The sequence below is a fragment of the Glycomyces sp. MUSA5-2 genome, assembly GCF_037034145.1.
In the GTDB taxonomy this organism is placed as follows: domain Bacteria; phylum Actinomycetota; class Actinomycetes; order Mycobacteriales; family Micromonosporaceae; genus Glycomyces; species Glycomyces artemisiae.
On record NZ_JBAGKG010000007.1, the window covers coordinates 256,900 to 275,558 of the forward strand.

At 73.5% G+C, this 18,659-nt stretch carries 17 protein-coding genes; 9 read left to right on the plus strand and 8 right to left on the minus strand.

The features are described from left to right. Positions 1 to 231: 231 nt before the first annotated feature. Entirely contained in the window at positions 232 to 1,452 is a 1,221-nt protein-coding gene (locus WA640_RS22185; protein ID WP_219926871.1) for an MFS transporter, read from the minus strand. Between the two features lie 159 nt (positions 1,453 to 1,611). On the opposite strand from WA640_RS22185, the gene WA640_RS22190 reads away from it, so the two are divergent. Beyond that, entirely contained in the window at positions 1,612 to 2,028 is a 417-nt protein-coding gene (locus WA640_RS22190) for a MerR family transcriptional regulator (protein WP_335990605.1), read from the plus strand. Here the strand turns inward: WA640_RS22190 and WA640_RS22195 are convergent. Next, positions 2,010 to 2,495 carry a hypothetical protein gene (locus WA640_RS22195; protein ID WP_335990608.1) on the minus strand — a complete coding sequence of 162 codons (486 nt, stop codon included), beginning with the start codon at positions 2,493 to 2,495 and terminating at the stop codon, positions 2,010 to 2,012. The genes WA640_RS22190 and WA640_RS22195 overlap by 19 nt on opposite strands. Before the next feature lie 166 nt (positions 2,496 to 2,661). On the opposite strand from WA640_RS22195, the gene WA640_RS22200 reads away from it, so the two are divergent. Beyond that, on the plus strand, positions 2,662 to 5,463 hold the full coding sequence (locus WA640_RS22200) for a hypothetical protein (RefSeq protein ID WP_335990610.1): 2,802 nt from the start codon (positions 2,662 to 2,664) through the stop codon (positions 5,461 to 5,463). Here WA640_RS22200 and WA640_RS22205 read toward each other — a convergent pair. Further along, positions 5,460 to 6,188, minus strand: coding sequence for a methyltransferase domain-containing protein (locus WA640_RS22205; protein WP_335990612.1), 729 nt, complete (start codon positions 6,186 to 6,188; stop codon positions 5,460 to 5,462). The two genes, WA640_RS22200 and WA640_RS22205, sit on opposite strands and share 4 nt — an antisense overlap. A 25-nt stretch (positions 6,189 to 6,213) precedes the next feature. Between WA640_RS22205 and WA640_RS22210 the strand changes: the two genes are divergently transcribed. From WA640_RS22210 to WA640_RS22225, 4 genes are all read left to right on the plus strand, one after another. Further along, positions 6,214 to 7,050 carry a UbiA family prenyltransferase gene (locus WA640_RS22210; protein WP_335990613.1) on the plus strand — a complete coding sequence of 279 codons (837 nt, stop codon included), beginning with the start codon at positions 6,214 to 6,216 and terminating at the stop codon, positions 7,048 to 7,050. Positions 7,051 to 7,061: 11 nt separating this feature from the next. Continuing rightward, positions 7,062 to 8,252, plus strand: a complete 1,191-nt coding sequence (locus WA640_RS22215; RefSeq protein WP_335990615.1) for an acyl-CoA dehydrogenase family protein — start codon at positions 7,062 to 7,064, stop codon at positions 8,250 to 8,252. Further along, complete coding sequence (locus WA640_RS22220) at positions 8,246 to 9,295, plus strand: type III polyketide synthase (protein ID WP_335990616.1); 1,050 nt, start codon at positions 8,246 to 8,248, stop codon at positions 9,293 to 9,295. The genes WA640_RS22215 and WA640_RS22220 overlap by 7 nt, the downstream gene beginning before the upstream one ends. A 212-nt stretch (positions 9,296 to 9,507) precedes the next feature. Then, positions 9,508 to 10,605 (plus strand): Cmx/CmrA family chloramphenicol efflux MFS transporter, encoded by a 1,098-nt coding sequence (locus WA640_RS22225; protein WP_335990618.1) that lies wholly within the window; start codon positions 9,508 to 9,510, stop codon positions 10,603 to 10,605. Here WA640_RS22225 and WA640_RS22230 read toward each other — a convergent pair. Beyond that, a complete protein-coding gene (locus tag WA640_RS22230; RefSeq protein WP_335990620.1) occupies positions 10,580 to 12,130 on the minus strand; it encodes a hypothetical protein in 1,551 nt (516 codons plus the stop codon). The genes WA640_RS22225 and WA640_RS22230 overlap by 26 nt on opposite strands. A gap of 86 nt (positions 12,131 to 12,216) precedes the next feature. Between WA640_RS22230 and WA640_RS22235 the strand changes: the two genes are divergently transcribed. Both WA640_RS22235 and WA640_RS22240 read left to right on the plus strand, forming a co-directional pair. Further along, positions 12,217 to 13,335, plus strand: coding sequence for a sensor histidine kinase (locus tag WA640_RS22235; RefSeq protein ID WP_335990622.1), 1,119 nt, complete (start codon positions 12,217 to 12,219; stop codon positions 13,333 to 13,335). Then, complete coding sequence (locus tag WA640_RS22240; protein ID WP_335990624.1) at positions 13,332 to 13,988, plus strand: response regulator transcription factor; 657 nt, start codon at positions 13,332 to 13,334, stop codon at positions 13,986 to 13,988. The genes WA640_RS22235 and WA640_RS22240 overlap by 4 nt, the downstream gene beginning before the upstream one ends. Here the strand turns inward: WA640_RS22240 and WA640_RS22245 are convergent. The 3 genes from WA640_RS22245 to WA640_RS22255 form a co-directional block, all read right to left on the minus strand. Continuing rightward, on the minus strand, positions 13,973 to 14,482 hold the full coding sequence (locus tag WA640_RS22245; RefSeq protein WP_219926874.1) for a potassium channel family protein: 510 nt from the start codon (positions 14,480 to 14,482) through the stop codon (positions 13,973 to 13,975). The genes WA640_RS22240 and WA640_RS22245 overlap by 16 nt on opposite strands. Further along, the gene (locus WA640_RS22250) at positions 14,479 to 15,777 is read right to left on the minus strand and encodes a chloride channel protein (RefSeq protein ID WP_335990625.1); all 1,299 of its coding nucleotides are present in this window, start codon (positions 15,775 to 15,777) and stop codon (positions 14,479 to 14,481) included. The genes WA640_RS22245 and WA640_RS22250 overlap by 4 nt, the downstream gene beginning before the upstream one ends. Positions 15,778 to 15,850: 73 nt before the next feature. Next, positions 15,851 to 16,438: a TetR/AcrR family transcriptional regulator gene (locus tag WA640_RS22255; protein WP_335990627.1), complete on the minus strand. Its 588-nt coding sequence runs from the start codon at positions 16,436 to 16,438 to the stop codon at positions 15,851 to 15,853. Positions 16,439 to 16,552: 114 nt separating this feature from the next. On the opposite strand from WA640_RS22255, the gene WA640_RS22260 reads away from it, so the two are divergent. Next, the gene (locus WA640_RS22260; RefSeq protein ID WP_106365571.1) at positions 16,553 to 18,052 is read left to right on the plus strand and encodes an MDR family MFS transporter; all 1,500 of its coding nucleotides are present in this window, start codon (positions 16,553 to 16,555) and stop codon (positions 18,050 to 18,052) included. A 58-nt stretch (positions 18,053 to 18,110) separates the two neighbouring features. Here WA640_RS22260 and WA640_RS22265 read toward each other — a convergent pair whose 3' ends face one another. Further along, positions 18,111 to 18,608 (minus strand): ArsR/SmtB family transcription factor, encoded by a 498-nt coding sequence (locus WA640_RS22265; RefSeq protein WP_335990629.1) that lies wholly within the window; start codon positions 18,606 to 18,608, stop codon positions 18,111 to 18,113. Between the last annotated feature and the right edge of the window lie 51 nt (positions 18,609 to 18,659).

Sequence of the window (18,659 nt, forward strand, 5' to 3'; positions counted from 1 at the left end):
TCCTTGTGTTCGTGCTTGCGTATTCGCATAGAACACGCCGAAGGGACAAATCGATATTCCCACGTTTCGGCGGAACGTGTGGACCCGAGCTTCCAGTCCCGCGGAAAGGAACTCGTTCCGGAATCATAAACGCACGCTGATCGGACTCTTTCTCACATGCGTGAGCAGAGTGGGGCGGCAGATGCGGACGATTCGATTCGTCCGCCTGTTCAATGCATTGTCAGTTCTCGGTCAGTTCTCGGTGAGGTGCTTGGGTTTGCGGGCGGCGGGGGAGCAGATGAGGGCCACTGCGACGAGGACGAGGACGACGAGGAAGGCGTTGCGCAGGCCCACTTCGTCGCCGAGGAGGCCGATGAGGGGCGGGCCGACGAGGAAGGCCATGTAGCCGATGGTGGCGACGGCGGCGACGTTGGCGGTGGCGCGGCGGGGGTCGTCGGCGGCGGCCGACATGCCGACGGGGAAGCCGAGGGAGGCGCCGACGCCCCACAGGACGGCTCCGGCGATGGCGATCGGGGCGGTGGGGCCGATGATGACGAGGAGGAGCCCGGCGAACGCGAGGAGCGCGGACCCGGCCAGGACCGGGACGCGGCCGAATCGGTCGAGGGCGGCGCCGCCGAAGAGGCGCCCGGCCGTCATGGCGGTGACGAAGACGGCGAAGACCGCGGCGCCGCCGGGGTTGGTCAGGCCGTAGCCGTCGACCATCGCGAGGCCGAGCCAGTCGTTCGCGGTGCCCTCGGTGAAGGCCATGCCGAGGATGATGAGGCCGATGAGGATGATCCGCGGGTCGGTCCACGCGGACAGGCGGGTCCGCCAGCCCGCGGGCTCCCCTTCGGTCTCGTGCGGCTCCTCGGCGGGCTGGAGGTAGCGCACCACCCACAGGTCGACGGCGATGACGAGCGCGCCGACGACGCCGAGGTGGGCGGCGACGGGGACGCCGAGCTGCTCGGTGAGCGCGCCGCACCCGGCGCCGAGCATGGTGCCGACGCTGAACCCGGCGTGGAACATCGGCATCAGGGTCTTGCCGATGCGCCGCTCGTTGGCGGCCCCGGCGACGTTCATCGCCACGTCGAGGACCGAGTTGCCCGCGCCTGCGACCATCAGGGCCGCGAACAGGAGCCAGAAGCCGGGGACGAACCCGGCGATGAGCCCGGCGGCGATGAGGCCGACCGCGGCGGCGGCGAGGAACCAGCGGATCGCCCGGTTGACGCCGACGTGGGTGATGACGTGGCTGGAGGCGACGAGCCCGAGGATCGCGCCGCCCGCCATGCCGAGGATGAGGAAGCCCATCTCCTGCGTGGAGGCGCCGAGGATGTCGCGGATGTTCGGCACCCGGGCCGCCCAGTTCGCGAACACGAAGCCCGAGAGGGCGAAGATCGTGAACACGGCGTTGCGCCAGTGGGCCAGCACCGGGTCGGTGCGCCCGAAGCGCTCGCGCAGGGGGGTCTCGGTCACGGCGGTCCAATCGGATCGTGGGCACAGGGGTGCCCGCGGCGGACCGGGCACCGGACCAGCTTGCATCCGATCGGCCGGTTCGACAAACCATTTCGACAGGTGAACGCCGGTGGATCGCTAAAGTACGGCGAATGCCGAGGTCACGCTAGGATGGCCCGCATGGACGAGGGGCTCTCGATCGGCGAGGTCGCGGAGGCGACCGGTCTGAGCGTGCACGCGCTCCGGTACTTCGAGCGCGAGGGCCTGTTCCTGCGCGACATCCCGCGCTCCGGCGGCGGCCGCCGGGTCTTCGACGCCGCCGACGTCGAGTGGCTGGTGCTCTTGAACCGGCTGCGGGACTCGGGGATGCCGATCGCGGGCATCCGCGAGTTCGCGGCGCTCGTCGGCGCCGGGCCCGGCAACGAGGCGGAGCGGCTGAAGCTCCTCAAGCAGCACGAGGCCGACGTGCGGGCGAAGATCGCCGAGCTGGAGGCCTGCCTCGACGTGGTGCACCGCAAGGTCGTCGTCTACGAGCGGCACGTCGAGGAGGGCACCGCCCGGGGCCTGTGGGACCCCGGTCAGGGAGCGGCCCGGTAGGGGAGCGCCCCGTCGAGGCGCCAGTGCGTCCGGTCGGTCGACGCGCCCGCCGAGTGCAGGCGCACGCCGTCCTCCTTCCACCACAGCCATCCCGCGATCCCCATGACGGGCAGCCCTGCCAGGAACGCGACGAGCACGAGCTTCCCCAGCGGCTCGGCCAGCGGCAGGTACACCAGCGACCCGAACACCGCCGCCACGGCCGACAGCGCGAGCCCCGCCAGCGCCACCGTCAAGTGCCGCTTGCGAATGCGCTTCGTCTCCGCGGTGCTGCGGACGCGCAGCAGCAGCTCCTCCCCGCAGGTCCCGCAGCGGACCTCGCCGACCTCCTCGCCCGCGGCGGGCCGCCGGTAGGGGACCGGGGTGGTCGCGAAGCGCTTCGTCTCGCGCGAGTAGACGATCACGGTGAAGAAGCTGGTGTCGACCAGGTGCCCGACGACGATCCCCGACTGTTCGCGCAGCTCGCGCACGGCACGCTCCTCCCGTTCGCCGCCACTGTAGTCGGGGCGCGGCGGGACCGGTCCCGTGCGTCCCGAAATCGCCTCCATTGAGGTCTATCGGGAAGACCCTCCACACTGCCATACTCACTGATGTCGATACTCGCTGGTATCGATACCAACGGGACGGAGGGCAGTCTTGAGAAGGCTTCCGATCGCTTGCACCGCAGCGGTATTCGTCAGTTTGCTGGTCATCCAGCCCGCCCAGGCGGCCCCGCCGGCCGCCGCACCCCCAGAGGAGACTCCCGACCTGCAGCAGCAGGGCGTCGCCGAGCCCGAGCCGTGGGACCAGGACGCGTTCGACGCGTTCACCGACCCCGGCGACTCCGAGTTCGCGGGACCGGATGAGGGGTTCGCCGCCGCGCTCGCGCCCGGCAACAGCCCCGTCCGCCAGGCGATCACGGCCGAGTCGCTCGGCGCCGAGCCGTTCGCGATGGAGGACGCCGCGACCGCGGCGGCCGACGACTGCGCCTCCTCGTACAACTACAACTTCCACGACTACGAGTGCCAGGCGTTCGCCGGGGACTTCGTGTTCCTCTACGACATCAAGGACAGCCCCGGCGACACGCGCGGCGTCCCGGCCGACGCGGGCGCCAACGGCCGCCCCTACGCCGTCGTCGACATGATCAACGCGATCGACGAGGCCCAGTCGGCCTACCGGAGCATGGGCTACGACGTCGACCCCGGCTCCGGCCCCTGGGCGGTCGTGGTGGGGCTCAACGACACCCAGGAGGGCTGGTTCGACGGCGGGGCGTTCACGCTCCCGTTCGGGGCGAACAGCCAGCCGATGATCATCCTGCCCTCCGACCCGGGCCTGAACGACGACGACAACTACGACTACCTGCCCCGGCACGAGTTCTTCCACGTCGTGCAGTACCAGTACTGGGACGACACCGGCGACATCGGCTGGGCCTACGTGCGGGACTGGATGGGCGGCAGCGACTTCAAGACCATGAACTGGTGGATGGAGTCCACGGCCGAGTGGGCCGCGCTCATGTCCTACCGGCTCCAGCCGTACGACCCGCGCAACCCCACCGCCGCGATGATGTACGCCCGCGCGCTCCCGGAGTTCCTCGGCGACCCCGGCCGCGCCCTCAACGCCGCCGAGGCCCTGGGGAGTTCAAGGCAGTACAGCACGTTCATCCTGGCGTTCTACCTGAACGAGCAGACCGGGAGCACCGCGGCGGTCCGCAAGACCTGGGAGCACATCCGCGACCACGACTCGACGCCGATCACCGCGTTCAAGGCCGTGCTCACCGGGTACGGCCTCGACATCCCCTCGACGCTCCTGGGCTTCTCGGTGGCGAACTACCGGCTCGCCGAGGAGCAGGGCGGCGCCCCGCCGAACCCGATGGCCGGGTACGGCTACGACGACGAGGAGCGCGACCTGTGGCGCTCTTACCTGGCCGGGGACTCGCGCACCGACGACCACCTGCTGGGCGAGTACCGGCCGAACCGGACCACCCGCGCCGTCCCGATGGGCACGCAGGAGACGTACACGGCCGAGATGGAGCCCGGCGGGTCCGCGTACTTCGACTTCGCGGCGGTCCAGAACTCCGGCGACCCGACGAACGACTACCGGTCCCGCCTCACGATCTCCACTGAGGACCGGGACGACCTCGAATACGTGGCGATGGTCTGGTCCGCGCAGGGCAGCCCGGGGAGCCTCTCTGAATACCCAACGGCCGCAAGGGCGGTCTACCCCGACGCGAGCAACGTCATCACGATCACCGACTTCGCCTACCCGATGGTGGTCACGCTCGTCGCGACCCGCACCGACCTGAACACGAACTCGGTGGAGGCGGACGGCGACGGCCGCGAGTACCGCTTCCGCGCCAGGGCCCTCGTGCCGCTCGACCACCCCTCCTGCACGCTCTCGAACCTGGACGTCTCGAACCTCCAGGACGACGGCGTCGCGCCCGAGCAGCAGTTCCTCGACTACGCCGCGACCACCCCGAACGGCTGGACCGGCGGCGACTCGACCTACTCGGTGCGCCTGCCCGACGGGGACGTGCTGTGGCTGTTCTCCGACACGTTCCTGGGGCCGCTCAACAGCGACGGCACCAGACCGGTCACCGCGCCGCTGATCAACTCCACGTTCGTCAGGCAGGACGGGAGCGGTCTGACCACCATCCAGGGCGGCACGGCCGCGAACCCGGAGGCGATCATGCCGCCGCCGGAGGCGAACCACTGGTACTGGCTCGGCGACGGGATGATCTCCCGCCAGAACGGGACCGACTACCTGCAGGTGATCTTCCAGGAGTACCTGCGGTTCGGCACCGGGGACTGGGACTGGCGGTTCGACCAGAACGTCGTCGCCACGTTCTCGCTCTCGAACCTGAAGGACCCCTTGCGGGTCGAGGCCCTGCCCTCGCAGGCGGGCGCGTGGGGCTCGGCGCTGCTCCCGGCCAGCCAGTCCGGGGACGGCTACACGTACATCTACGGGATCGCCGACGCGCCGACGAACAAGAAGCAGCGCATCGCCCGCGTCCACGGCTCCGACCTGGGTGCGACCGCGAAGTGGCAGTACTGGACCGCCGACGGGTGGACCGCGTACGAGTCGGACACCGGCATCGGCCTGAACGGCATCGCCAACGAGTACTCGGTGACCAAGTGGAACAACCAGTTCGTGCTGGTCACCCAGGACTCGACGCTCGCGTTCAACAACCAGGTGTTCGCGTACACGTCCTGCTCCCCGGCGGGGCCGTTCACGAACCAGAGCCTCGTCTACTCGATGCCGGAGACGGGCCTGTTCGGCTCCTACGGCGACGAGCGGGTCTTCGCGTACAACGCGCACCTGCATCCGACGATCAGCTCCGGGAACCGGTTCGTCATGTCCTACAACGTGAACACCTTCGACAGCCGCATGACCGAGGAGGGCTCCCACTACCAGGACCCGAGCATCTACAAACCGAGGTTCATCAGCTTCACCCTGAGCTAGCGACCGGGGCCCGCCTCCGGGCGGGCCCCTTTCACACCCCACGCCTGGAACAGCACCGCCGTCGTCGGCACCGGCGCCATCCGCACCGCCTCGCGCCGCCGCGCCAGCCACAGCGCCGCATCGCCCAGGTGCGGCATGATCCCGCGCAGCGTCAACCCGACGCCGTGCCTCCTGCATTCGCGCACCAGCTCCCGCCGGTCCACCAGCAGGGCCGGGTCGTGGACGCCGCGCGTCGCGATCCGCGGAATCCGTTCGGCCACACCGATCGCCAGGAACCGGCACAGCGCCGTCGCCGCGAGCGTGTCGACCACCAGCAGCCCGCCAGGCTTCAGCAGCCGGCACGCCTCCGCGACGACCGCCGCCAGGTCCGGGACGTGCTCCAGGATCTCCCCGGCCACCACCACGTCCGCGCACTCGTCGGGCAGCGGCACCGCCGCCACATCAGCGCGCACCGCCAGCACCCCGTGCTCCCGCGCCAGCGCCAGCGACTCGCGCGAGACGTCCACGCCCACATGCACATAGCCCGTCACGTGCGGCGCGAGCAGCCCCGCCCCGCAGCCCAGGTCCACCAGGACCGCGCCCGGCCGCTCCGGCGCCGGCACGAGCGCGCCGCGCGCCGCCGCGAGCCAGTGCAGCACCGCGAACACGCCCCGCGGTCGCCACCACTCCCCGGCGAGCCGGTCGTACAGCGCGGGGTCGTTCGCAATGCGGGTCTGGCGTGGCATACCGCCAGGGTGGCACACTGAGCCGATGACAACGGCCGCGGCGATGCTCCGAGCGCTCGTCCTTGCGTCCCATCCGCTTCCGGCCCTCGCCGTCACCCTCGTCACCGCCGGGCTCGCCGCCTCCGCGGGCCGGTCCGTCCCCGGGATCATCGCCATCGCGGTCGCGATCCTCCTCGGCCAGCTGTCGGTCGGCTGGCTCAACGACCTCGTCGACGCGCCCCGCGACGCCCAGGCCGAACGCGCCGGGAAGCCACTCGCCTCCGGCGAGCTCCACCCCGCCATCGCCTCCGCCGCCATCGCCGTCTCGGCGCCCGCCGCGGTCCTGCTCACCCTCGTCTCCGGCGTGCCCGCCGCGCTCGCACACCTCGCGGCCCTCGCCTCCGCGTGGGCCTACGACCTCGGCGTCAAGTCCACCCCGTTCTCCGTGGTCCCCTTCGCGTTCTCTTTCGGGATGCTCCCGGCGATCGTGTCCCTCGGCGAGCCCGGCTCCCCCTGGCCGCCCCTGTGGCTCATGGCCGCCGCCGCGGCCCTCGGCTGCGCCGCGCACTTCGTGAACGTCCTGCCCGACCTCGCCGACGACGCCGCCACCGGCGTGCGCGGCCTCCCGCACCGCTTGGGCCCCTTGGCAACCCGGCTCCTCGCCGCAGCGCTCGTGCTCGCCGCCTCCGTGCTGCTCGCGTTCGGCCCGCCCGGCCCGCCCTCGGCCCTGGTCCTGGCCGCCGTCCCCTTCGCCGCGCTCGTCCTCGCCGCCGGACTCGCCCTCGGCCGCAAGGCCGGTTCGCGCGCCGCGTTCCGCGCCGTGCTCCTCGTTGCCCTTGTCGACGTCGTCCTCCTCCTCCATACTGGGGTCCCTTCGGCCTGAGGAGTGAGCGCATGCCAGCACCGACCGAGTCCAAGGGCGGCGGCGCGTTGGCGCTGGCGCGCGAACTCGCCCCGCGGTTCGCCGACCGGGCCGCGGCCCACGACGAGCGGGGCCGCTTCCCCGAAGCGGACTTCGCGGAGCTGCGGGAGGCGGGCCTGACCGGGCTCATGGTGCCCGAGCGGCTCGGCGGCGCCGGGGCCTCGTTCGCCGAGTACGCCGCGGTCGCGGCGGCGCTGGCGCGGGGCGCGGGCTCGACGGCGCTCATCTTCAACATGCACGCCTCGGTCACGGGTGCGCTCGCGCAGACCCCCGAGCACCTGGTGCGGGCCCTCGGCGCGCCCGAGAGCTTCTTCGCCGCCAGGGACAAGGCCCTCGCCGCGGCCGCCGACGGCGCCCTCTACGGGGTCGCGATGAGCGAGCGCGGCGGCGGCTCGCGCCTGTCCAAGACCACGACCGCCTACCGCCGCAGCGCGAACGGCTTCCGCATCACCGGTGCGAAGGCGTTCGTGTCCGGCGCCGGGCACGCCGACGCCTACCTGGTGACCGCCCGCGACGCCGACTCCGAGGAGCCGCTCGTCTCGCACTTCCTAGTGCCCGCCGGGGACGGCATCCGCGTCGAGGAGACCTGGGACTCGCTCGGCATGCGCGCCACGGGAAGCCACGACGTCCACTTCGACGTCGAAGTCGGGGAGGACGCGCTGCTCGGCGGCGTCGAGGGCCTCGCGCTGCTCCTCGCCGAAGCGATGCCGCAGTGGCTCGTCGCCTCCTACGCCGCCGTCTACACCGGGGTCGCGCACGCCGCCGTCGACGCGGCCGCCGCCCACATCAGGGGCCGCGGCCTCGACGCGCTCGCGCCCGTGCGGGCCCGCATCGGCCGCGCCGACGCCGCCGTCGCCGCGGCCGAACTCGTGGTCGCCGAGGCGGCCCGGCGCATCGATGCCGCACCGGGGGAGGAGGACACGAACCGGTGGGTGTGGCGCGCGAAGCTCACCGCGGGGGACACCGCGTTCCAGGTCGCGTCGTCGCTCCTCGAAGCGGCCGGGACCTCCGCGTCCCGCCGCGGGCACCCGCTCGAACGGCTCTACCGGGACGCCCGCTGCGGCGCCCTCCAGCCCGCCACCTCGGACGTGTGCGCCGACTGGCTCGGCGCCGCCGCCCTCGGCGCCGACCCCGACCACGACACGGCGGTGCCGCGATGGTGACCGCGGGCCTGGCCGGAATCGGCATGGCCCTGCCGCCCCAGTACGAGCAGGACTGGCTGTGGGACAACGTGTTCCGCGCACATTTCAGTGGACAGCACGGTAACGGCAGCCGCATCGCCGCGCGCATGTTCGACACCGCCGGGGTCGCCCGCCGCCACTCCGCCACCGCGCCGTTCGAGCTCGCCGACGCCGCCGACTGGTCCACTGAGGAGCGGATGCGCCGCTACGCCGAACGCGCGCCCGCGCTCGGCCTGCGCGCCGTCCGCCAGGCCCTCGCCGCCGCGGGCACCGAACCCGACGAGATCGGCCTCCTCGCCGTCGCCACCTGCACCGGCTACGGCACGCCCGGCACCGACATCGAGCTGGCCCGGACCCTGCCGCTGCGCGCCGACGCGCGGCGGCTCCTGGTGGGGCACATGGGATGCCACGCCGCGATCCCCGCGCTCGGCGCCGTCGCCGACTACACGGCCGCCCACCGGCGGCCCGCGGTCCTGCTGTGCGTGGAGCTCACCTCCCTGCACGTCCAGCCCGCGACCCGCGACATCGACCAGGCGGTCGTCCACGCCCTGTTCAGCGACGCCGCCGCCGCGGTCGTCGTGCGCCCCGAGGACGGGCCGGGCCTGCGCGTCGTCGACGTCGCCGCCCGCACCGACACCGTCCGCCGCGGCCACATGACCTGGCGCGTCACCGACCTCGGCTTCCGCATGGGCCTTTCCCCGGAGGTCCCCGAGGCGCTCAGCGAGCACGTCGGCCCGCTCGTGAAGGACCTCCTCGCCCGCCACGGCCTCGACCGGTCCGAGGTCGCCGGGTGGGCCGTCCACCCCGGCGGGCCCCGCGTCCTCGACGCCGTCGCCGCCGGGCTTGACCTCGCCCCCACCGCCCTCGACCCGTCCCGGAAGGTCCTCGCCGAGCACGGCAACTGCTCCTCGGCGACAGTGCTCCTCGTCCTCGACGAGATCCGCAAGGCCGGGCCCCCGGACGGCCCGATCGTGATGCTCGCCTTCGGACCCGGCCTCACCCTCTACGCCGCCCTACTCGCCTGAAAAAGCATTGCGGGCCCGTCCGGGGCCCGTGATAGGTTCGGCGCCATGTCCTCACCCGAAGCGTCCAGACCCGGGCCGCCGCACCGCCGGCGGCCCTGACGCCCGTGTGAGACCACTTCCAGCCCCGCTCGCCGAGCGGGGCCGTCTCTCCGCGCGCCCGGCGCCGCGGCGGTCCCCAGCCGACCGTCCGCTTCTTCCGGAGAGACACACTCATGCCGTTCGTCCTGTACATGCTCGCCGTCGCCGTGTTCGCGCAAGGCTCCTCGGAGTTCATGCTCGCCGGGCTCCTGCCCGACATCGCCGCCGAGCTCCACATCACCGTCGCCCGCGCCGGGCTCCTGACCTCCGCGTTCGCCGCGGGCATGGTCGCCGGCGCGCCGCTCATGGCCGCGGCCGGGCGCCGCTGGCCCCCGCGCGCCTCGCTCGCGGCGTTCCTCGCCCTGTTCATCGCCGCCCACGTCGCCGGGGCCCTCACCGACTCGTTCGCGGTGCTCCTCGCGACCCGCGCGGTCGCCGCGCTCGCCAACGCCGGGTTCCTCGCCGTCGCCCTCGCCACCGTCGCGCTCCTCGTCCCCGCCGACTCCCGCGCCCGGGCCCTCTCGATCCTCCTGGGCGGCACCACGCTCGCGCTGGTCGCCGGGGTCCCGGCCGGGGCCGTCCTCGGCGAGGCCCTCGGCTGGCGCGCGACCCTGTGGGCCGTCGCGGCCCTCGCCGTGCCAGCGCTCGTCGCCGTCGCGCTGGCCGTCCCCGACCGGTCCGCCGCGACCGGCCCGGTCGCCCTGCGCACCGAACTGGCGGTCCTGAAGCGCCCCGGCGTGCTCCACGTCCTCGCGCTCGGCGTCCTCGTCAACGGCGCCACCTTCGGCGCCTACACCTACCTCGGGACGCTCGCCACCGGCCGCGTCCCGCTCGTGCTGGCGCTGTTCGGGATCGGCGCGTTCCTCGGCGTCCTCGCCGCCGGACGCCTCGCCGACCGCCACTGGCGGGCCCTCCTCGCCTGGGGCGCGCCGCTGCTCCTGGCCGGGTGGCTCGCGCTCGCACTCCTCCCGGCCGCCTTGCCGCCCTTGGCGTTCGCGCTCGGCGCGCTCGCGTTCGCCGTGGGCTCCACGCTCATCGGACGCATCATGGCCGCCGCGCAGGACGCGCCCACCATGGGCGGGTCCTACGCGACGGCCGCGCTCAACGTCGGCGCGATGCTCGGCCCGGTCCTCGCCGGGATCGCCTACGACGCCGCCGGGCCGACCGGGCCGGCGCTGGTGAGCGCCGGACTGGTCGCGGTCGCGATCACCGTGCGAGCACTCCGGCGCTGAACGGCTGCTGCGGCGCGCGGACCGGTACCGCGCGCCGCACCGCTAGCCACCCGGCGACCGCCAGGTACGCTAGGATGACGAGCGTCCCGGCCCAGCCCGGCAGCGGATAGAACCCCGCCGAGGGCACGTAGTACCCGGTCACCTGCGGGTACTCGATCACGGCCTGCTTGAGCGCGAACACCGCCGCCGGAGTGGTCCGCAGCAGCCACTGCGCGACCGCGTCGGGTAGCAGCGGCAGCACGCCGACGGCGAGCGGCACCGCGATGAGCACCACCGCCGTCACCGCGGCCGTCCACTTTCGGCGCAGCCACGCGCCGATCGCGAACGCCAGCACCGCACTCAGCGCGAGCGCCGCCGCGGCCCCGGCCGCGATCCGCGCCGCGTCCCGCACCGGGAGCGGCTCGACCGGCACCCCGTTGCCCTCCAGCACCGCGGTCCCCGCCCCGATCGCGACGCCCGCGGCGACCAGTCCGACGACGAACACCGCCGTGCCGAGCACGGTCGCACGGGCCGCGAGGTCGTTGCGTGTCAGCACCTCCCGAGATGCCCCGAACCGGGCCGCCGCCACGACCAGCACCGCCAGCGTGAACGGCAGGCCCGCCAGGAGCCGGTCCACCGTGGCGATCCCCTCGACCCCCGCGGGCCCGATGTCGCCGGTGCCGCTCACGGTCCAGGTGCCGCCGTCCTCGACGCCGCCGGAGGGGTTGTGGAGCTTCTCCCAGTCGGTCTGGTTCATCTGTCCGACCGACTCGCTGGCCCACCCGCCTGCGCCGCCCTCGACCGTGCCTCCTTCGACCGCGACGTTGTCGAACACGCCGACGGCCTGCGTGAACCGCGACTCCGGAAGCCCTGCGCCCCAAGCCGTCTCGCGCACGGTCAAGTCGCCGGGGGAGGCGGCGAACATGCCCGCCTGGACGGTCTCGGGGAGGCCGTCGAGGACCGCGGTCCCGACCTCCTCCCACGCCTGCCCGTCCATCGACGTGGAGGCGGTGATCCGGTCGCCGTCCCGGTCCAGCCGCAGCCACACCGGCGTCCCCGGCTCGACGGCGGGCCCGGCGACGTCCTCGGTGTACCCGTACTGGAACCGGACCCCGTGCTCCCCGGTGAGCATGAGCGCGGCGTAATCGGAGCCCTGGTCGAGCCCGTCCTTGACGATGATCCCGGTCTTCGCCCACGGGACCAGGCCCGGGACGATCTCGTCGTGGTCGGGCGGCGGGTAGGTGATGGTGCCGGTCATGTCGGCCAGCCGCACCGTGACCGACCCGTCCGGGCCGAGGCCCCTATGGACGAACCAGAACCGGTCGGCGACGGCGGTCCCGTCGCTTGAGGAGGGTGTCTGCGGGCAGGGGCCGTCGCACGAGGACCGGCTGCCCGCGGCCGTCAGCAGCGCGAGTCCGACGAGGACCGCCGCGGCGGCGGCGAGGGCGATGAGCCGGGCGGGGCGGCGCAGCGCCCCCAGGGCCCGCGGGCAGTGCCTGACGGTGCGGCCGACGGCCGCGCACGTGGCGTGCAGTTGCGTCTTCATGCCGGGAGTTCTACGCGCCCGTCGATGACACGGGCCGCAGCGAACCCGTTAGGCCCCTGTTATCCCGGCGCGGGCATCCTTGGACCATGGTGAAGACGAGGACGCGGTTCACGGTCCTGTACGGCGCCGCGTTCCTGATCTGCGGGGCGGGGCTCCTCGTGCTCGTGTTCGCGCTCTCCGGAGGCGACCTCGCCGACACGCAGCCCGTGCCCGGCCAGGGGACCGCGAGCCCCGAGGATCAGGTCGCGGCCCTCCAGCGGCAGCTCGCCGAACTGGACGACCTGCACTCCCGCCAGATCCTCACCGCGTGCCTGAGCGCGTTCGCGCTCATGGTCGTCGTGTCGCTCCTGGTCGGCCGCGTCCTCGCCAAGCGGGTCCTGCGGCCGCTGCGGCGCATCACCGCCGTCACCCGCGGGATCACCGCCGAGCACCTGGACCGCCGCCTCGCCCTCCCCGGTCCGCGCGACGAGGTCACCGACCTCGCCGACACCGTCGACGACCTCCTGGGCCGCCTCGAAGCGTCCTTCGCGGCGCAGCGCCGCTTCGCCGCCGACGCCTCCCACGAGCTGCGCACCCCGCTCGCGACCATGCGCGCCACCGTGGACGTCGCCGCCGCCAAGCCCGCCGCACCCGCGTCCGTCACCGCGCTCGCCGAACGCCTGCGGCCCCAGCTCGACCAAGTGGACCGGCTCTTGGACGGCCTCCTCGCGCTCGCCCGCGCCCAGCACGGCGCCGTCGCCGCCGACGACACCGTGGACCTCGCCGCCGTCGCGTCCGCCGCGATCGAGGCGCGCGCCGACGACATCGCCGCCGCCCGCCTCACCGTCACGACCACTGCCGAACCCGGCTCGCGCGTCCGCGGCGACACCGCGCTCCTGGCCCGCATGGCCGGCAACCTGATCGACAACGCCGTCGACCACAACGGACCGGACGGCGCCATCGCCGTCGCCACCGCGCCCGCGGACGGCAAAGTCCGCCTCACGGTCCGCTCCTCCGGCCCGGTCCTCGACCAGGCCGCCGTCGACGACCTGGTCCGCCCCTTCCACCGCCTCGGCGCCGACCGCACCGGCTCCGACCGCGGCTCCGGGCTCGGCCTCGCGATCGTCCACGCCGTCGCCGCCGCCCACGGCGGCGCCCTCACGCTCACCGCCGCACCCGAAGGCGGCCTCACCGCAGCGGTCGAGCTCCCGGAGGCCCCGCGATGAGGGTCCTCGTCGTCGAAGACGCCCGCGCCCTCGCCGAAGTCGTCGCCGAGGGCCTGCGCGACAACGGGATGGCCGTCGACCTCGCCTTCGACGGCCTCGCCGCCGCCGAGAAGCTCGGCTGCACCGCCTACGACGTGCTCGTCCTCGACCGGGACCTCCCCGGCCTGCACGGCGACGCGGTCTGCCGCCTCGTCGCCGACCGCCCCGACCGGCCCATGATCCTCATGCTCACCGCCGCGGGCGCCCCCGACGACCGCGTCTCCGGCCTGGTCCTCGGCGCCGACGACTACCTGCCGAAGCCGTTCCACTTCCCCGAGCTGGTGTTGCGCGTCCAGGCCCTCGCCCGCCGCCGCCCCGACGCCCGCCCGCGCACGCTCCGCGTCGCCGGGATCGAACTGGACCCGGTGCGGCGCACCGTAGTCCGCGACGGCCGGGTCCTGTCCCTGTCGGTGAAGGAGTTCGCGGTCCTGGAGGCGCTCATGCACGCGAGCCCCGGGTTCCTCTCGGCCGAGCGGCTCCTGGAGCAGGTGTGGGACGAGCACGCCGACCCGTTCACGAACACCGTCGCCGTCACCGTGGGCCGCCTGCGCCGCAAGCTCGGCGCGCCCGCGGTCCTCGCGACGACCCCGGGCGTGGGCTACCGGCTGGAGTGACGGGCCCCGCGCTGGCGGGCCCGCGCGGTCAGCTTGCGGGCCATGAGCGACGCCGACGCGGCGATCACGGTGAAGTTGAACGCCATCTGCACCGTCAGCAGCGCCCGCGCGATCTGCCCCTGGGCGTGGACGTCGCCGAAGCCCACGGTCAGGAGCGTGCTCAGCGCGAAGTAGAGCGCGTCGATGCGGGTCGCGAGCCCGGCGAACTCGTCGGGCCGGTGGACCGCGACGCCGTAGTCGGCGAGCGCGAACACGAGGACCCCGCCGAGGATCGCCACGAGCAGCCCGCCCAGCGGGGCGTCCGGGTCGCGGAGCTGGCGCTCGGCCTCCCAGTAGGCGAAGACCGCGATCGTCGCCAGCATCGCCGCGGTCACGGCCCACCGCAGGACCAGTACACCGGGGTCGGCGCCGGCGTTGACGGGGACGATCGCGTAGGCGACCGCGAGCGCGAGGCACATGGCCGCGTACCGCCACGGCGCCGGAAGCCGCTTCACGCCGCCTCCCCGGTCCGGGGCCGGTCGAGGGCCCGGCCGGTCACGAATGCGACGACGACGGCGATGAGCACCACCGGGGTCATCGACGCGGCGTCGGCGCCGAGCAGCAGCGTCACCAGGATCGCCGCCGACACCGGCAGCGGCAGGACCGCCACCGTCGCCGCCGCCATGCCCGCCGCCAGCGCGGGCACCGCCCCGAACCCGGGCAGCGCGCTGAGCAGGACGCCCGCGGCCGCGCCGAGGAACACGCCCGGGAAGATCGGGCCGCCGCGCAGCGCCGCCAGCGACACCGCGTACGCCACGCCTTTGAAAACGAGGACCGCGACGAACACGCCGATCCCGAACGCCTCCGGGTCCCGGCTCAGGTCCGCGAGCGAGTCCTGCCCCGACAGGAGCACGTCGACGGGGGAGCGGCCCGTGAGCAGCGCGTACGCGCCCGCGCACACCGCCGTCACCGCGACCGCGGTGAGCGCCATGGCCATCGGCCGCCGCTGCGCGACCGGCGCGAGGCGCCTGCCGAGCACGTGGACCTCCCTGACGCCGACCGCGATCGCCACGGCCGCGGGGACCGTCCACAGCAGGTCCGTCACGTGCAGCGTCGCGTCCGGCAGGCCCGGCAGCTCCAGCGAGGACACCGGCAGGCCCGTCCACGCGCCGAGCCCGGTGAAGATGAGCGCGCCCACGCCCGCCGACAGCAGGCACGGCAGCAGCAGCTTCGTGAGCTTCGGCCCCGCGAACCCGGCGGCCTCCAGGATGAACACGGCCGCGACGAGGGGGCTGCCGAAGATCACGGCGACGGCCGCGGCCGAACCGGAGGTGCCGACGATCCCCGCCGCGGGCGTGCCCTGCGTGCGGCGCGCCAGCATGAGCGCCGTCGCCGCGCCCACGGCCATGAGCGGCGCCTCGGGTCCGAGGACCACGCCGAGCGGCAGGCCGCCGACGGCCGCGAGCAGCACGCCCGGCAGGTACGCGGGCTTGACGGGTTCGGCCGAGAGGCCGTTGATCGGCAGGTGCCCGGCGCCGCCGGGCGTCCACTTGATCGCCGCGCCCGTGAGCAGGCCGCCGAGCAGCAGCCACGGGGCCGGCCACCACCACGGCACCGGGTCGAGGCCGAGATCCGCGGGGAGGTCCTCCCACACGAGGGCCGTCAGGCGGTGCAGCAGCGCCAGGAACGCGAACGCGACCGCCGAGACGGGGACGCCGACGAGCCCCGCGAGCAGCAGCACCCGCAGATACGGGCCGCTGCGCGCCAACTGCTCCAGCCGCCCTGCCTCCGGTTCCGCCCGATCGCCCACCGCGCCCCCTCACCCGTCACAGTGGATCTTCCACCGCGCGGGGGCCCGGCACCGGGCGTTCGCGCAAACGCGGTCAGCGCGCGCCGACCGGCCGCAGCGCCGCCATCGTCCGGTCCAGGGACGGCGCGAACTCCTCGGGGTCGCACGCGGGGAACGCCGCCGCGTGCAGGCACGCGAACGCCCCGCCGACCATCGCCCGCAGCACCACCGGGTCCGCGTCCTCCGACCGCGCCAGCAGCGCGTCGGTGAGCATCCGCTGGAGCAGCTCCAGGCGGCACAGGTAGGAGGCGAGCAGCCGCGGGGACCGGTCGATAATTCGCTGGATCGCGGCGTCGTGCTCGCGCGATACTGGGTCGCCGAAGCGCTCGACGACCGGGTCGAACGCGCGCCGCAGCGAGTCCCATTCGTGCTCGCCCGCGGGCCGCGCCGCCAGCCGGGCCGCGAGGTCCTCGCCCAGCCGCTCCAGGCTGTCGAGCACGACCTCGTCCTTCGAGGCGAAGTACCGGAAGAACGACCGCTGCGACATGCCGACGGCCGCGGCGATCTCGTCGACCGTCGTCTCCTCGAAGCCCTTGTCGACGAACAGCTCCTCGGCGGCCCGTGCAATGCGCGACTGCACGGCCCGGCGTGACACTTCTCGCAGACTCCCACCGGCGCTCATGGTCGGATGGTAGCAACTGCAATGATTGACAGTCACTGACACTTCCGGGGCGTCAGCGCCGTCACCACAGCGCGGCACCGGCACGTCCACAACACCCGAAGGATGATCCCCCCAATGAGCGTTGACCAGCGACCGGCCGACACACCGCCGTCCGCCGAACCCGCCGAAACCGCCCCCTCGGAGGGGGTCCCGGCCCAGATCAAACTGGTGCTCGGCGTGCTCCTCGTGGCCGCGTTCGTGATGATCCTCAACGAGACCATCATGGGCGTCGCGCTCCCCGAGCTCATGGAGCAGTTCAGCCTGACCGCCGCCACCGTCCAGTGGCTCACCACCGGGTTCATGCTCACCATGGCCGTGGTGATCCCCATGACCGGGCTCATCCTCCAGCGGTTCACCACGCGCACCGTCTTCATCGCCGCGATGACCCTGTTCACCGTCGGCACGATCCTGGCCGCCTCGGCGCCGGTCTTCGGCGTCCTCGTCGCCGCCCGCGTCATCCAGGCCAGCGGCACCGCCGTCATGCTGCCCCTGCTCATGACCACCGTCATGACGTTCGTCCCCGCCGACCGGCGCGGGCGCACCATCGGCTTCATCACCATCGTCATCGCCGTCGCCCCCGCGATCGGCCCGACGTTCTCCGGGTTCATCCTCTCCCAGCTCACCTGGCACTGGATGTTCCTGTCGGTCCTGCCGATCGCCGTCCTCGGCCTCGTCCTCGGCGCCCTGAAGATCCAGAACCTCGGCGAGACCCGCCCGGTGAAGTTCGACCTGCTCTCCGCGCTGCTGTCGGCGGTCGCCTTCGGCGGCCTCATCTACGGCCTCTCCTCCATCGGCGAGGCCGCGGCCGGGGCCCACACCCCGGTCCCGCCGTACGCGGCGATCAGTGCGGGCGCGGTCGCGCTGGCCCTGTTCGTGCTCCGGCAGCTGCGCCTCCAGCGCACCGACTCGGCGCTGCTGGACCTGCGCGTGTTCCGCTCCCGCTCGTTCACCGTCGGCGTCGTCATGCTGCTGGTCTCCATGGCCGCCCTGTTCGGGTCGCTCATCCTGCTGCCCATGTACCTCCAGAACGTCCTGGAGCTCACCACGTTCCAGACCGGCCTGGTGGTCCTGCCCGGCGGCCTCGCCATGGGCCTCACCGGCCCCACGGTCGGGCGCCTCTACGACAAGCTCGGCCCGCGCCCGCTCGTCATCCCCGGCTCGTTCGGCGTGTTCGGGGCGCTGGCCCTGCTGACGCTGCTCGACCAGGCGAGCCCGGTGTGGTTCGTCGTCGTCATCCACGTCCTCATGAGCCTCAGCCTGAGCCTGCTCATGACGCCGCTCATGACGTCCTCGCTCGGGTCGCTGAAGATGGAGCTGTACTCGCACGGCAGCGCCGTCCTCACCACCCTCCAGCAGGTCGCGGGCGCCGCGGGCACCGCCGTGTTCATCACCCTGATGACCACCGGCACCAAGGCCAGCCTGGAGTCCGGGGCCGAGGCGGTCACCGCCACGGCCGACGGCATCCACACCGCGTTCCTGTGGGGCGCGGGCATGGCCGTGATCGCCGTGGCCGCGGCGTTCATGGTCCGCAAGCCCGCCGTCGACGGCCAGGAGCCCGCGCTCGCCGCGCACTAGCCCCTGACGACGCCCACCGGGCCCGGCCGCACCGCGCGGCCGGGCCCGGCGGCGTTCGTCATCCGGCCTGCCCGGAGCGGTAGAGGCCCACGAGGACGCCGTAGCGGGGCTCGCCCTCGGCCTCCTCAAGGCCGTTGACGAGCGCTTCGAGGGTCTCCCGCACGTGCCGGGCCTGGGCCTCGGTGAGGCGGACGCCCCGCAGGACCACCAGCGGGTCGTCGGCGTCGGCGACGATCTCGTCGGCGACGGCCGCGAGGACGATCCTCGTGGTCTCGCCGGTCTCGTAGTGCAGCCTGCGGAAGGCGCGCCTGAAGTACTGCTCGGTGCCGCCCCGGACCTGCCGCTCGTGGTCGAGCACCACCAGGCCCGCCTCGCGGAGGAGCTTCAGGTGGTGCCCGGCGCTGCCCTTGCTGATGCCGAGGTCGGCGGCGAGGCCGCTCAGCGTCGCGGGCCGCTCCCCGAGGGCGAAGAGCAGCCGGTGCCGGACCGGGTGCGCCAGTGCGCGGTACTGCTGCGGGGTCGAGACCGTCAGGTCGGGGGCGTGCGCTTCGTCCATGAAATCAAGTGTCCAGAAAACTGGACACTTTGTCAACGGCGTGGTTCACTT